Raw genomic sequence first — 12,783 nt, 5'->3', positions numbered from 1 at the left:
AAAAGCGCGCTCCCTCGCCGCCGGATAATTCCATAGTCGGAAAAGATGGGTTATGGGAACGCCATGACCATTAAGCCACTCATCATTCTTCCTGATCCTCTCCTCCGCCAGATATCCAAGCCGATCGAGCGGGTGGATGCCGACCTGCAGCGTCTTGCCGACGACATGCTGGAAACGATGTACGATGCCCCGGGCATCGGCCTTGCCGCCATCCAGATCGGCGTGCCGCGCCGCATGCTCGTCATCGACATCGCGCGCGAGGGCGAAGAAAAGCAGCCGCAGGTCTTCATCAATCCCGAAATCGTCAAATCCTCCGACGAGCGCTCCGTCTATGAGGAGGGGTGCCTATCGATTCCGGATTACTATGCCGAGGTCGAGCGTCCGGCGATCGTTTCGGTGAAATTTCTTGACCGGAACGGCAAGGAACAGACGGTGGAAGCCGACGGCCTGCTCGCCACCTGCCTGCAGCACGAGATCGACCACCTGAACGGCGTGCTCTTCATCGACCATATTTCGCGGCTGAAGCGGGAGATGGTGATCAAGAAATTCACTAAGGCGGCGAAATCCAAGGCCCTCTGACCAGCGTTGAAAATGCGCCGGCGAGACGTTATGATATCGCTGATATCGCTACGGAGGCGCCGATGGGTGACCTGCTTATTCGAGATGTTCCCGAAGCGATGAAGCGGCAACTTCAGGAAAGCGCGCAGCGCAACGGCCGCAGCCTTTCGGAGGAAGCGATCGAAATCATCCGCCGCCAGATTGCGGTGGAGCGCTCGGGTGCTTCCGCCGGGCAGCGCCTGCGCTCTCTGATTGGCGAGGAAAGGTTGAGCGAAGACGAAGTCGAAGCCATCGCCGCAGCCCGCCACGAACGCGACCGCGAGCCACCGCGTTTCGACAGATGATCGTGCTCGATACGAATGTGATTTCCGAATTGCAGGGACGGACGCACAGTGAGCGGATCTTGAACTGGCTGGACGCCTACGACGTCGAGACGCTTTTCCTGACCACGATCTCGGTCGGGGAAATGCGCTACGGGCTTGAACGCCTTGGTGACGGAAGGCGAAAGACGGCGTTGATCTCCGACTTCAACCGGATCGAGTCCGAATTTTCCGGCCGTTTGCTGGGGTTTTCCCTGAGCGCAGCGAATCGCTACGGCCTTCTGGCTGCGGCGCGCAGAAAGGCGGGACGGCCGATGGAAACGAAGGACGCCATGATCGCCGCCATCTGCCTTTCGAACGGCGCAACGCTCGCCACCCGTAACACCAGAGATTTCGAGGGGCTTGATCTCAAGCTCGTAAACCCGTTTGAAGACGGCTGATCCTCAATTGGCGAGATAGAATGTCCCTTCGCATCATCTTCATGGGAACCCCGGAGTTCTCGGTCCCAACCCTGCGGCTGCTCGTCGATGCCGGGCATAAGATCGTTGCGGTCTATACGCAGCCGCCGCGGCCGGGCGGTCGGCGCGGGCTCGATCTGCAGAAATCGCCGGTGCACCAGGCGGCCGAGCTGCTCGGTCTTCCCGTCTTCACGCCCGTCAATTTCAAAGATCCGGACGAGCGCGAGAGGTTTGCCGCCTTCAATGCCGATGTCGGCGTCGTCGTTGCTTACGGATTGCTGTTGCCGGAGGCGATTTTGAACGGCACGCGGGACGGATGCTATAACGGCCATGCCTCGCTGCTGCCGCGCTGGCGGGGTGCGGCTCCGATCCAGCGGGCGATCATGGCGGGCGACGAAAAGACCGGCATGATGGTGATGAAGATGGACAAGGGCCTCGATACCGGCGCCGTCGCGCTGACCCGCGAAGTCGAGATCGGCCCGAACATGACCGCGGGCGAACTGCACGACCGGCTGATGCAAGTTGGCGCCAAGGCGATGGCGGAAGCCATGGTGAAGCTGGAGATGAACGACCTGCCGCTGACGCCGCAGCCGGCAGAGGGCGTGCTTTACGCCGCCAAGATCGACAAGGCCGAGACCCGCATCGATTTTGCCAGAGATGCCAAGGATGTGCACAATCATATCCGTGGCCTCGCGCCGTTCCCCGGCGCATGGTTCGAACTTGAAGTCGGCGGCAAGCCGGAACGGGTGAAGGTGCTGGGCTCGGAGCTGGGAGAGGGTGAAGGCGCTGCCGGAGAGCTGCTGACGGATGATCTCCTGATTGCCTGTGCCTCTGGCGCGGTGCGGCTGACACGGCTGCAAAAGGCGGGCGGCAGGCCGCTCGCCGCAGCCGATTTTCTCAGGGGCACGCCGCTGGCGGCAGGCACGAGGCTCACCTGATGCCGCGTTACCGCATGACCGTCGAATATGACGGCGGCCCCTATGTCGGCTGGCAGCGGCAGGAGAACGGTCCCTCGGTGCAGGGCGCGATCGAGGCCGCCGTGCTGTCGCTGACCGGCGAAACCGTCTCGATCCGCGGCGCCGGCCGCACCGACTCCGGCGTCCACGCCATGGGCCAGGTGATCCATGCCGATCTTTCGAAGGAATGGTCGCCCTACAAGCTGCAGAACGCTCTGAACGCGCATCTGCGGCTCGCCGGCGAGCGTGTCTCCATTGTCGACATCGAGGCGGCTCCTGACTTTTTCGATGCCCGCTTCTCGGCGCTGAGACGCCACTACCTCTACCGCATCGTCAGCCGCCGCGCGCCGTTGGCGCTGGAGGCCGGAAAGGCCTGGTGGGTGCCGAAGGCGCTTGACCACGAGGTCATGCATGCCGCCGCCCAGAGGCTGGTCGGCAGGCACGATTTTTCCACCTTCCGTTCCGCCCATTGCCAGGCAAACAGCCCGGTGCGCACGCTCGACCGGCTTGATGTGACGCGGAGCGGCGAATTGATCGAGATCCGCGCCACCGCTCAGAGCTTCCTCCACAACCAGATCCGGTCCTTCGCCGGCACGCTGAAGCTTGCCGGCGAAGGCAAATGGACACCAGACGACGTGCAGGCGGCGCTGGAGGCGCAGGATCGTAAGGCCTGCGGCCCGGTGGCGCCGCCGGAAGGGCTCTATTTCATGCAGGTGGACTATCCCGAGGTGATCACCGACCGGCGAAGGCCGAGCGACGAAACCGACGACGATCTGTCTTAAAGCTCCGCTGTTCCAGTCAGATCGGATAGATGCCGAGGAAGCGCTGGAGATATTCCGAAAGGATCATCGGCGGCACGAGCAGCACCAGCGTCAGCGCGCCGACCATCAGCGCGTGGCCGTAGCAGATCATCCGGAGAATGCGCGCCAGCACGAAGACCTGCGCCAGCATGCAGGCAAGCAGCAGCAGCGAGACGAAGCCGACAGTTCCGGGCAGGAAGAAGACCAGCGCCAGCAGCAGCCCGTTGATGTAGGAAAGCGGCACGCCGAGCCAGTTGACGCTGACGACGAGGGGCGCGAAGCGTTCGCCCATGCGGAAGGCTAGCAGCAGCAGCCCGGCAAAGACCAGCGGCACGAACCAGTTGGCGATTTCGACGAGGCTGAGCCTGACATAGAAGGCGAAGTCGACATCGGCTTCCGGCGGCATCGCCCGCAGGAAGGCCTGTCGCCACCAGAGCCAGGAAATGCCCATCGGGGGCAGGCACCAGGCCATCGCCCAGAACGAACGATTGACGCCGCGCTCCGACATGTCGAGGAAGCGGAAGCCGCGCGGATCCAGCCGGATCAGCAGCCAGAGGCCGGCCAGATAATATTGGACTTCCTTAAGACCCGGCATTGGCGAACCAGCGGGCGATGAAGGTCTCGTAGATCGCCGTCAGCATCTCCAGATCGGAAACGGCGACGCGCTCGTCGACCATGTGCATCGTCTGGCCGACGAGGCCGAACTCGACGACCGGGCAGTAATCCTTGATGAAGCGCGCATCCGACGTGCCGCCGGTGGTCGAAAGCGCCGGCGATCGGCCGGCGACACTTTCGACGGCGGATGACAGCGAGGCGATCAGGGCGTTGTTGCGCGTGAGGAAGACATGGCTCGGCCGGTCGGCCCAGACGATGTCGTATTTCACCGGCTCGCGGCCCGGTCGCAAGCCGCCGTCGCGGGCGGCGGCGTCGAGGCGCCGCAGGATTTCGGCCCTGAGCGTCTCGGCCGTCCAGCTATCGTTGAAGCGGATGTTGAAGCTTGCCGATGCCTTGGCCGGAATGACATTGGTCGCGGGATTGCCGACGTCGATGGTGGTCACTTCGAGGTTCGACGGCTGGAAGTTGTCAGTGCCGCCGTCGAAGGGCGGGTCCATCAGCGCCTCGGTCAGCTGCAGAATGCCGCGCACCGGATTGTCGGCGAGATGCGGATAGGCCGCATGGCCCTGCACGCCATGAACCGTGATCTTGCCCGACAGCGAGCCGCGCCGGCCAATCTTGATCATGTCGCCGAGCCTGTCCGGATTGGTCGGCTCGCCGACGAGGCAGGCATCCCAGCGTTCGCCGCGATCGGCCGCCCATTGCAGCAGCTTGATCGTACCGTTGACCGCCGGCCCTTCCTCGTCGCCGGTGATGAGGAAGGAAATCGAGCCTTTGGGCGGCCCTTTCTTTTCGATATGGCGGGCGACGGCGGCGACGAAGCAGGCGATGCCGCCCTTCATGTCGACCGCGCCGCGGCCGAAAAGCTCGCCCTTCGCGATCTCAGCCGCAAAGGGCGGATGCGTCCAGGCGGCCTCGTCGCCGACGGGCACGACATCGGTGTGGCCGGCGAACATCAGGTGCGGACCGTCGTTCCCGAGCCGGGCATAGAGGTTTTCGATATCGGGTGTGCCCTCTTCGCTCGCCTTCACCTTGTCGATCTTGAAGCCGAGCGGCGCGAGCATGGCCTCCAGCGCCGTCAGCGCCCCGCCTTCGGCGGGCGTCACGGACGGGCAGCGAATCAGGGTCTGGAGATTGGCGACGGGATCGGTAGCGGTCATGGCAGTCGAACTATCCAGCGGGAATGGCAAAGACATGGCAAGGCAGGACCGCCTCGCGCAAAAAGACGCCCGCCTGTTTACCGGATCAATTTCCCGATGTCATCAATCGCGAAGCAGCTCGTTGATGCCGGTCTTCGAGCGGGTCTTTTCATCGACGCGCTTGACGATCACGGCGCAGTAGAGATGCGGCGCCGGCTGGCCGTTCGCCATCGTGGCATTGCCCGACGGCATCGAGCCGGCGACAACGACGGAATAGGGCGGCACTTCGCCATACATCACCTCGCCGGTGGCGCGGTCGACGATCTTGGTCGACTTGCCGATATAGACGCCCATGCCGAGCACCGAGCCTTCGCGGATGATGCAGCCCTCGACCACTTCGGAGCGGGCGCCGATGAAGCAATTGTCCTCGATGATCGTCGGGCCGGCCTGCATCGGTTCCAGCACGCCGCCGATGCCGACGCCGCCGGAGAGATGCACATGCTTGCCGATCTGCGCGCAGGAGCCGACCGTCGCCCAGGTATCGACCATCGTGCCTTCACCGACATAGGCGCCGAGATTGACGAAGGACGGCATCAGGACCGCGTTCGGCGCGATATAGGCCGAGCGGCGCACGACGCAGTTCGGCACGGCGCGGAAGCCCGCGGCGCGGAACTGGTTCTCGCCCCAGTTCTCGAACTTCGAGGGAACCTTGTCCCACCAGGTAGAATTGCCCGAGCCGCCTTTGACCACTTCCATGTCGTTGAGGCGGAAGGACAGGAGCACCGCTTTCTTTAGCCACTGATTGACCGTCCAGGCGCCGTCGGCGCCGCGCGTCGCCACGCGCGCCTTGCCTTCGTCGAGCAGATTGAGCGCTGCTTCGACCGCGTCGCGGACCTCGCCCTTCGTCGACGTGTTCACATTGTCGCGATTGTCGAAGGCGGCTTCGATGGTCTTTTCGAGGGATGCGAGGTCGGTGGCGCTCATGGGAATTCCTTAAACTTCGATCTTTATCGTGGAGACGGCGCAGTCTCCGGAATTGCGGTTGGCGGGATTGTGTCCTGCTCTACAGCATGCGCCCGTAGAATGGAATGATTTTTCGGGCAGGATCAATCTGGATTCAAGGCGTTATCGCGACATATCCGGCACTAAGGCCGGCAGGACTGAAAGGCATTTCGATATGGCGAAGGGACGAAACGGCGGTTCTAGGCGCAAGGATGGCGTATGGGACCCGCTGAAGAGCAGCTCGACCGACAGGCAGCGCGCCGAGGCCGTGCCGAAGACGCCGCAGACGATGTCGCCTGCCTATCGCCTTGCCTATGTCGATGAGGATTTCCTCTGCCGCGAGGAGCTGCGGCCGATCCGCCTGCAGCTGGAACTCCTGAAGACGGAGATGATGCTGACCGAACGCGGCATCCGCTCGACCGTCGTCATGTTCGGCGGCGCCCGCATTCCCGCTCCCGGCCAGAGCGCCTGGGCGGCGCGCAATGATGTCCAGCGCGCCAATCTGGAGGCGGCATCCGTCTATTATGACGAGGCGCGCAAATTCGCCCGGCTCTGCTCGAAATATTCGGCGACCTTCGACTTCCATGAATATGTCATCGTCACCGGCGGCGGCCCCGGCGTGATGGAGGCAGGCAATCGCGGCGCGACCGACGAGGGCGCGCCTTCCATCGGCCTCAACATCGTGCTGCCGCACGAACAGGCGCCGAACGCCTATGTGACGCCCGAGCTCAGCTTCAACTTCCACTATTTCGCCATTCGCAAGATGCATTTCATGGTGCGCGCCAAGGCGATCGCGGTCTTTCCCGGCGGCTTCGGAACGCTTGACGAATTCTTCGAATGCCTGACGCTGATCCAGACCGGGCGCATGGAGCGCCTGCCGCTGATCTTGTTTGGCGAGGCGTTCTGGAAGAGCATCATCAATTTCGACGCATTGGCCGAATTCGGCACCATCGCGCCCGACGACGTCAAGCTGATCAGCTTCGTCGAGACGGCCGAAGCTGCATGGAAGATCGTGCAGGATTTCTACGAACGCCGCGAATAGGGGCTCAGCGCCGCATTCCGATTGAAGAGGCACGAGAATCTCTTTCCCCGCCAGCGCGGGGAAAGAGCCGAGCCAATGGTTCGTTCCGCCTTACAGGAATGGCCGGTCCGGCATGTCGTCGATCGAAATGACGCCGTCCTTGTTGCGGTCCATCCGGACGAACAGCTTGTCGATGGCGGCCTCGGCCTCCTGCTTGGAAATCTGGCCGTTCTCGTCGGTATCGATCCGGTGCATCATGATCGAGGCGTTCATGATGTTGCCGCCATGGCGCATCCAGCGATGGCCGTCACGACCTTCGTGACCCTCGCGCGGCGGCCGACCCTGATCGTTGTTCTCCGCCGTCTTGCCGGCGGCATTCGCGTCGCTGTTTTCGTCGGCATTCTGCTTGCGCTGGTCGCGCATCGCCTGCATCTGCGTCTGCCGGTATTGCCGGATTTCGCCCGGTGTCAGCGACCCGTCATTGTTGGTGTCGATCGCGACGAAGATCTTGTCGATACCTTCCTTCGCCTCGTCCTTGGTGACCTGTCCGTCCTTATTCACGTCGAACTGCTTGAGCATGCGCACATAGGTGATTTCGCGGAAGGCACCGAAGTCCGGACGGCCCTTGCCGGCGTGCTGACGCGGGCCGTCGCCGGGCGCAGCAAAGCTTGCTCCGGCTGCAGCGCCGAAAACGAGGACGGAGGAAAGCGCTGCCAGTATCAGCTTGTTACGGTACATCGTATTTCCCTTTCGTAAGGTGTCCCCTCACGAAAGAAGCTATGGCAACGAGGCGGGAAGACCCAGTTAAACATCGGTAAGCTGGGTGAAACTTTCGTAACGTGATGCCGTCAGCGGCCGGATCCGGTCACCTTGCCGAGGAAGGCGGCGAGGTCGTCGGTGACGAAATCGATGTGATCTTCCTCGCCGCTGGTTTTTTCCCACCATTCGACGACAGTTTCTTCCAGATTGCGCGGCACGAGCAGCACGGTCTGCATGCCGAGCGCCTTCGGCACAGTCAGGTTGCGCGGCAGATCCTCGAACATCGCCGCCTTGTTCGTCTCGACGCGCTTCAGGGCCGTAAATTTGTCGTAGGTCGCCTGCGCCGGCTTCGGCACGTAGTCGGCGGCGACGATATCGAATATGTCGTCGAAGTGCTCGAGAATGCCGAGCGCGCCGGCCGTCATCTCGGCATGTTTGACGCTGCCGTTGGTGAAGATGAACTTGCGCCCCGGCAGCGCCTTGATCGCCTCGCCGAGTTCCGGCTGCGGCGTCAGCGCCGAGTAGTCGATCGCATGCGCCTTTTCGAGGAAATCATTCGGGTCGATGCCATGGTGGATCATCAGGCCCTGCAAGGTCGTGCCGTGGTCAAGATAATACTGCTTCTGCAGCTTTCGCGCTTCGTCCCGCTCCATCTGCAAGAGCGCTGCGACATAGGCCGTCATGTTCTTGTCGATCTGCGCGAAGAGATTGACATGATGGGGATAGAGCGTGTTGTCGAGGTCGAACACCCAGTCGGTGACGTGTTCGAAATCGGCTTTTTCAGGCGTGCGGTCGATCTTTGTCATGGGCGTCCTTATGGCACAGGCGCGACCGCAGGGAAATCGACAAGAAAAAATAGACGCCCGATTTTCGGCGGACGCGGCAGGCGCGAGGTGCTAGAAAGTCGGCATGCTCTTCGAACGCCCTGACGACGATACGCTCTATGACGCCCTGATCGCGCGCCGCGCCGATTATGAGGGCCAGGCCTATGTCTGCGTCAAGACGACAGGCATCTTCTGCCGTCTGACCTGCCCGGCGCGCAAGCCGAAGCGGGAAAATACCGTCTTCCTCGATACGATCGCCGCCTGCATGCATTCCGGCTTTCGTCCGTGCCGGCGCTGCAGGCCGCTCGAGCAGCCGGGCAGGGAGCCTGTTGTCGATGAACTGCTGGCGCGGCTGGACAGCGAGCCTGAGGCTCGCTGGAGCGAGGACGAACTCGTGCGCCGGGGTTTTGATCCCTCGACGGTGCGCCGGGCCTTCAAGCGGGCGCTCGGCATGACCTTTCACGACATTGTCCGCTATATCAGGCTTGGAGGGGCGGCCCGGCAGCTCGCCGATGGGGCGCGGGTGATCGATGCGCAGATCGAGGCTGGATACGAATCGCCGAGCGGCTTCCGGACGGCCTTTCAGCGGCTCGTCGGCAAAGCGCCGGCGCTCTCGCAGAACCGCGAACTGCTCTTTGCCGATTGGTTCGACACGCCGCTCGGACCGATGATCGCGGTCGCCGACCGGACATATCTGCATCTTCTCGAGTTTCACGATCGCAAGGCACTGCCGAGCGAACTCGAGGCACTGCAGAAGCGTGTCCGTTCTTCCGTTGCGATCGGCCGAACGCCTGTCATCGACCAGATCGAAGCGGAAATTCGCGATTATTTCGAAGGCAGGCTTACCGTCTTCAAGACGCCGTTGGCGCTTGGCGGCACGCCGTTCGAAAAGCATGTCTGGGCAAAGCTCGTGGATATCCCGGTCGGTCAGACGCGCGCCGATCTCGCAAGGGAGATGGAGCGGCCGGAGGTCGTGCGTGCCGTCGGTCGCGCGAACGGCGCCAATCAGCTCGCCATCATCGTGCCCTGCCATCGCATTCTCGGGGCGGATGGTTCGCTGACCGGCTATGGCGGAGGGCTCTGGCGCAAGCAGTGGCTGCTGCGGCATGAAGAGAAGGTCAGAGCACAGGCAAAGATGGAGGAGACGGCATGAACCAGACTGACAAAGCCAAGGCATTCCACGCGTTGCATCAGAAGGGCGATCCGGTCGTCCTATATAATATCTGGGACGCTGGCACGGCGAACGCCGTTGCCGATGCCGGGGCCAAGGCGCTTGCAACGGGAAGCTGGTCGGTCGCGGCAGCGCAAGGTTATGCCGACGGCGAAAAGCTGCCGATGCCGGCGCTGGTCGAGACGGTGAAATCCATCACCAATGTTATAGACCTGCCGCTTTCGGTCGATTTTGAAGGTGCGTATTCCCCGGAGCCCGCTGGTGCTGCCGCCAATGTCGCCAAGCTGGTGGAGGTTGGTGCTGTCGGCATCAATTTCGAGGATCGGGTCGTCGGCGGCAGCGGCCTCCATCCGGCCGAGCGGCAGGCGGCCCGTATCCGCGCCATCCGCGAGATGACGGACGGGAAAGGCATTCCCTTCTTCATCAATGCCCGCACGGACCTCTTCCTCGCCGAGAGCGATCTTTCCAAGCATGCGAGTCTGGTGGACGAGGCGATCGAGCGGGGCAGGGCCTATGCGGCCGCCGGCGGCAGCGGCTTCTTCGTTCCGGGCCTGATCGACGCCGCATTGATCGAAAGGATCTGCGCGGCATCGTCGCTGCCGGTCAATATCATGATGAGGGCCGGCGCCCCCGATGTGAAAGCGCTGGCAAAGCTCGGCGTCGGCCGCGTCAGCTATGGCCCGGGGCCTTATCGCTCAATGATGGAAAAGCTGAAGCAGGAAGCGGCGGCGGTCTATAGTCAGCTTTGAAGCCGATATAACGCAGCATGAAGGTGCGCCCTCCGCATTGGTGAAGGGCGCAGCCTCAATCAGGGCACGATCAGCGTGCCGATACCGTGCTCGGTGAAGATTTCGAGCAGGACGGAATGGGCGGTCTTGCCGTTCAGGATGACGACGCCCTGCACGCCGGCCTTGATCGCGTCGATGCAGGTCTCGACCTTCGGGATCATGCCGCCGGAGATCGTCCCGTCGGCGATCAGCGCATGGGCTTCGGCGACCGAGAGTTCCTTGATCAACTGGCCGTTCTTGTCGAGCACTCCGGGCACATCCGTTAGGAACAGCAGGCGGGTGGCGTTCAGCGCACCGGCAATGGCGCCGGCGAAAGTATCGGCGTTGATATTGTAGGTCGCGCCGTCGCGGCCCGGCGCCACGGGCGCGATGACGGGAATCATCTCGGAGCGGGCGAGCAGATCGAGCAGCGTGCGGTCGACCTCGACCACTTCGCCGACGAAGCCGAGATCGAGGACGCGCTCGATGTTCGAATCCGGATCCTTGACGGTCTTGCGCGCCTTTTCGGCGAAGACCATGTTGCCGTCCTTGCCGCAAAGGCCGATCGCCCATTCGCCGGTCTGGTTGATGAGCGCGACGATCTCCTTGTTGATCGAGCCGGCGAGCACCATCTCGACGATTTCGACCGTCTTCTGGTCGGTGACGCGCAGTCCGCCTTCGAATTTCGATTCGATGCCCATCTTGTTCAGCATGGCGCCGATCTGCGGGCCGCCGCCATGAACGACGATCGGGTTGACGCCCGATTGCTTGAGTAGCGCGATGTCGCTGGCAAAGGCCTTGCCGAGCTCCGGATTGCCCATGGCGTGGCCGCCATACTTCACGACGATCGTCTTGTTCTCATAACGCTGCATGAAGGGCAGCGCCTGGGCGAGAAGACGTGCCTGGATTTCGCTTTCGGACTCGTTCATGGGAACCCCGCAGAATTGATCGCGGCCTTTTATCGCAAGTTTCTGACAGAGGGAATAATCCAGCACGCAATAGTTTTTCGTATGTGGCACGGAGCCGGCGGACTTTTCCGTCCGATGCGGCGCAGCCACGATATGAGGAACGCATGCAAGGCGATGAGATCAAAGACCTGATCGGACGCGTCGCGCTCGGCGATCGCAAGGCCTTCGTTGCCATCTATAACCAGACGGCGCCGAAACTTTTCTCGATCTGCCTGCGTATCTTGAAGGATCGCACGGAGGCCGAAGAAGCCCTGCAGGAGGTCTATATCAGCATCTGGCAGCGTGCCCGGAGCTTCTCCGCGGCCTCGGGAGCGCCGTCGGCCTGGCTGGCGGCGATTGCACGCAATCGCGCGATCGACCTGATGCGGGCGCGCAAGCCGATCGCCGACGAACTGGACAGCGCCTACGATCTTGCCGATGCCGGCCCCGACCCGGAAATGCAGACAGTGACGAAGGATGAAGGAAGGCGGATTGACACCTGCATGGAAGAGTTGGAAGCTGATCGGGCGGTCGCGGTGAAACGGGCTTATGTCGAAGGGCTGAGCTATCAGGAACTGGCCGATCAGTTTGGTGTGCCGCTGAACACGATGCGGACCTGGCTCAGACGCAGCCTCTTGAAACTGAGAGAGTGCATGGAACGATGACATCGCCCGACAAAAGCAAGGGAAACCGCTCCCGCGACGAGGTCCTCGCCGGCGAATATGTGCTTGGCGTCCTGTCGCTTCAGGATCGCCGGGTGGTGGAAGAGCGCATGCGCCACGACCGGACCTTCGCTGCGATCGTCAGCCGCTGGGAAACCAACCTCTCCGCCTTCAATGACGAATATGAGGGCGTCGCTCCTAGCCGCGAGACCTTTAAGCAGATCGAGGCGCGGTTATTCGGCGACGGCGAAAAGCCCCCATCCTTCTCGCAAGGGCTCTGGAATTCCGCCGTCTTCTGGCGCTCATTGGCTTTCGCCTGCATCGTCGTCGCCGTCAGCGCCGTCATCTTCGCTTCAGGCGTCGTGCCGCAGCCGCAGGGGCCGACGCCGCTGGTGGCCGAGCTTGAGGGCCAAAACAACGCCATCAATCTTCGCGCCTCCTACGAGATCCAGAGCGGCAAGCTGAAGATCGTGCCGGTCGCCGCTGGCAAGCCGGAGGAAAAATCGCTGGAACTCTGGCTCGTGCCGGGCAGCGGCATTCCGAAATCCCTCGGCGTCTTCCAGCCGGGTGAAAGCGGAGAGCTGGTCATTCCAGCCGATCTGCGCGCTCAGATAGCCGATGGCGCCAAGCTTGCCGTCAGCCTCGAACCTTTCGGCGGCTCTCCGACGGGACAGGCGACCGGCCCTGTCGTCGCAAGCGGCAGCGTGCGCCGGCCATAATCAGGCGCCGGCCGTAAAATCACTTTCTCCTGTCTGAAACTCTTCGGCGCGGTCTTCCGTAGTTC

At 62.6% G+C, this 12,783-nt stretch carries 16 protein-coding genes; 10 read left to right on the top strand and 6 right to left on the bottom strand.

What is annotated here, in order from left to right; all coding sequences use genetic code 11:
* Positions 1-63: 63 nt before the first annotated feature.
* The 5 genes from def to truA all read left to right on the top strand — a co-directional run bounded on the left by def (position 64) and on the right by truA (position 3,074).
* Complete coding sequence (gene def / locus ATY77_RS11040) at positions 64-579, top strand: peptide deformylase (RefSeq protein ID WP_088687431.1); 516 nt, start codon at positions 64-66, stop codon at positions 577-579.
* A gap of 62 nt (positions 580-641) precedes the next feature.
* Positions 642-902, top strand: coding sequence for a plasmid stabilization protein (locus ATY77_RS11035; protein ID WP_088687344.1), 261 nt, complete (start codon positions 642-644; stop codon positions 900-902).
* Complete coding sequence (locus tag ATY77_RS11030; RefSeq protein WP_088687343.1) at positions 899-1,318, top strand: type II toxin-antitoxin system VapC family toxin; 420 nt, start codon at positions 899-901, stop codon at positions 1,316-1,318. Before ATY77_RS11035 ends, ATY77_RS11030 begins: the two co-directional genes overlap by 4 nt.
* A 20-nt stretch (positions 1,319-1,338) precedes the next feature.
* Positions 1,339-2,274, top strand: coding sequence for a methionyl-tRNA formyltransferase (fmt, locus tag ATY77_RS11025; RefSeq protein WP_088687342.1), 936 nt, complete (start codon positions 1,339-1,341; stop codon positions 2,272-2,274).
* Positions 2,274-3,074 (top strand): tRNA pseudouridine(38-40) synthase TruA, encoded by an 801-nt coding sequence (truA, locus tag ATY77_RS11020; protein ID WP_088687341.1) that lies wholly within the window; start codon positions 2,274-2,276, stop codon positions 3,072-3,074. The genes fmt and truA overlap by 1 nt, the downstream gene beginning before the upstream one ends.
* A 16-nt stretch (positions 3,075-3,090) precedes the next feature.
* On the opposite strand, the gene ATY77_RS11015 is transcribed toward truA, so the two are convergent.
* The 3 genes from ATY77_RS11015 to dapD all read right to left on the bottom strand — a co-directional run bounded on the left by ATY77_RS11015 (position 3,091) and on the right by dapD (position 5,830).
* Positions 3,091-3,687 carry a hypothetical protein gene (locus ATY77_RS11015; protein ID WP_088687340.1) on the bottom strand — a complete coding sequence of 199 codons (597 nt, stop codon included), beginning with the start codon at positions 3,685-3,687 and terminating at the stop codon, positions 3,091-3,093.
* Positions 3,674-4,867 (bottom strand): succinyl-diaminopimelate desuccinylase, encoded by a 1,194-nt coding sequence (gene dapE / locus ATY77_RS11010; protein WP_088687339.1) that lies wholly within the window; start codon positions 4,865-4,867, stop codon positions 3,674-3,676. The genes ATY77_RS11015 and dapE overlap by 14 nt, the downstream gene beginning before the upstream one ends.
* Before the next feature lie 102 nt (positions 4,868-4,969).
* A complete protein-coding gene (gene dapD, locus ATY77_RS11005; protein WP_088687338.1) occupies positions 4,970-5,830 on the bottom strand; it encodes a 2,3,4,5-tetrahydropyridine-2,6-dicarboxylate N-succinyltransferase in 861 nt (286 codons plus the stop codon).
* Between the two features lie 193 nt (positions 5,831-6,023).
* Between dapD and ATY77_RS11000 the strand changes: the two genes are divergently transcribed.
* Positions 6,024-6,890, top strand: coding sequence for an LOG family protein (locus ATY77_RS11000; protein WP_088676662.1), 867 nt, complete (start codon positions 6,024-6,026; stop codon positions 6,888-6,890).
* A gap of 90 nt (positions 6,891-6,980) precedes the next feature.
* Here ATY77_RS11000 and ATY77_RS10995 read toward each other — a convergent pair whose 3' ends face one another.
* Both ATY77_RS10995 and ATY77_RS10990 read right to left on the bottom strand, forming a co-directional pair.
* Positions 6,981-7,607: an EF-hand domain-containing protein gene (locus ATY77_RS10995; protein ID WP_088687337.1), complete on the bottom strand. Its 627-nt coding sequence runs from the start codon at positions 7,605-7,607 to the stop codon at positions 6,981-6,983.
* Between the two features lie 110 nt (positions 7,608-7,717).
* Positions 7,718-8,434 carry a pyrimidine 5'-nucleotidase gene (locus ATY77_RS10990; protein ID WP_088687336.1) on the bottom strand — a complete coding sequence of 239 codons (717 nt, stop codon included), beginning with the start codon at positions 8,432-8,434 and terminating at the stop codon, positions 7,718-7,720.
* 103 nt (positions 8,435-8,537) lie between these two features.
* Here ATY77_RS10990 and ATY77_RS10985 point away from each other — a divergent pair, with 103 nt between their 5' ends.
* A complete protein-coding gene (locus tag ATY77_RS10985; protein WP_088687335.1) occupies positions 8,538-9,605 on the top strand; it encodes a trifunctional transcriptional activator/DNA repair protein Ada/methylated-DNA--[protein]-cysteine S-methyltransferase in 1,068 nt (355 codons plus the stop codon).
* Positions 9,602-10,372, top strand: a complete 771-nt coding sequence (locus ATY77_RS10980) for an isocitrate lyase/phosphoenolpyruvate mutase family protein (RefSeq protein WP_088687334.1) — start codon at positions 9,602-9,604, stop codon at positions 10,370-10,372. The genes ATY77_RS10985 and ATY77_RS10980 overlap by 4 nt, the downstream gene beginning before the upstream one ends.
* Positions 10,373-10,431: 59 nt before the next feature.
* On the opposite strand, the gene argB is transcribed toward ATY77_RS10980, so the two are convergent.
* Positions 10,432-11,319 (bottom strand): acetylglutamate kinase, encoded by an 888-nt coding sequence (gene argB / locus ATY77_RS10975; RefSeq protein WP_088676966.1) that lies wholly within the window; start codon positions 11,317-11,319, stop codon positions 10,432-10,434.
* A gap of 143 nt (positions 11,320-11,462) precedes the next feature.
* Here argB and ATY77_RS10970 point away from each other — a divergent pair, with 143 nt between their 5' ends.
* Positions 11,463-12,002, top strand: a complete 540-nt coding sequence (locus ATY77_RS10970) for a sigma-70 family RNA polymerase sigma factor (protein ID WP_088676666.1) — start codon at positions 11,463-11,465, stop codon at positions 12,000-12,002.
* Positions 11,999-12,718 carry an anti-sigma factor gene (locus tag ATY77_RS10965; protein ID WP_088687333.1) on the top strand — a complete coding sequence of 240 codons (720 nt, stop codon included), beginning with the start codon at positions 11,999-12,001 and terminating at the stop codon, positions 12,716-12,718. The genes ATY77_RS10970 and ATY77_RS10965 overlap by 4 nt, the downstream gene beginning before the upstream one ends.
* The last annotated feature ends 65 nt before the right edge of the window (positions 12,719-12,783 follow it).

The organism is Rhizobium sp. R634, assembly GCF_002211305.1.
Taxonomy (GTDB): Bacteria; Pseudomonadota; Alphaproteobacteria; order Rhizobiales; family Rhizobiaceae; genus Rhizobium.
This window is presented reverse-complemented; position numbering and strand designations above follow the sequence as displayed.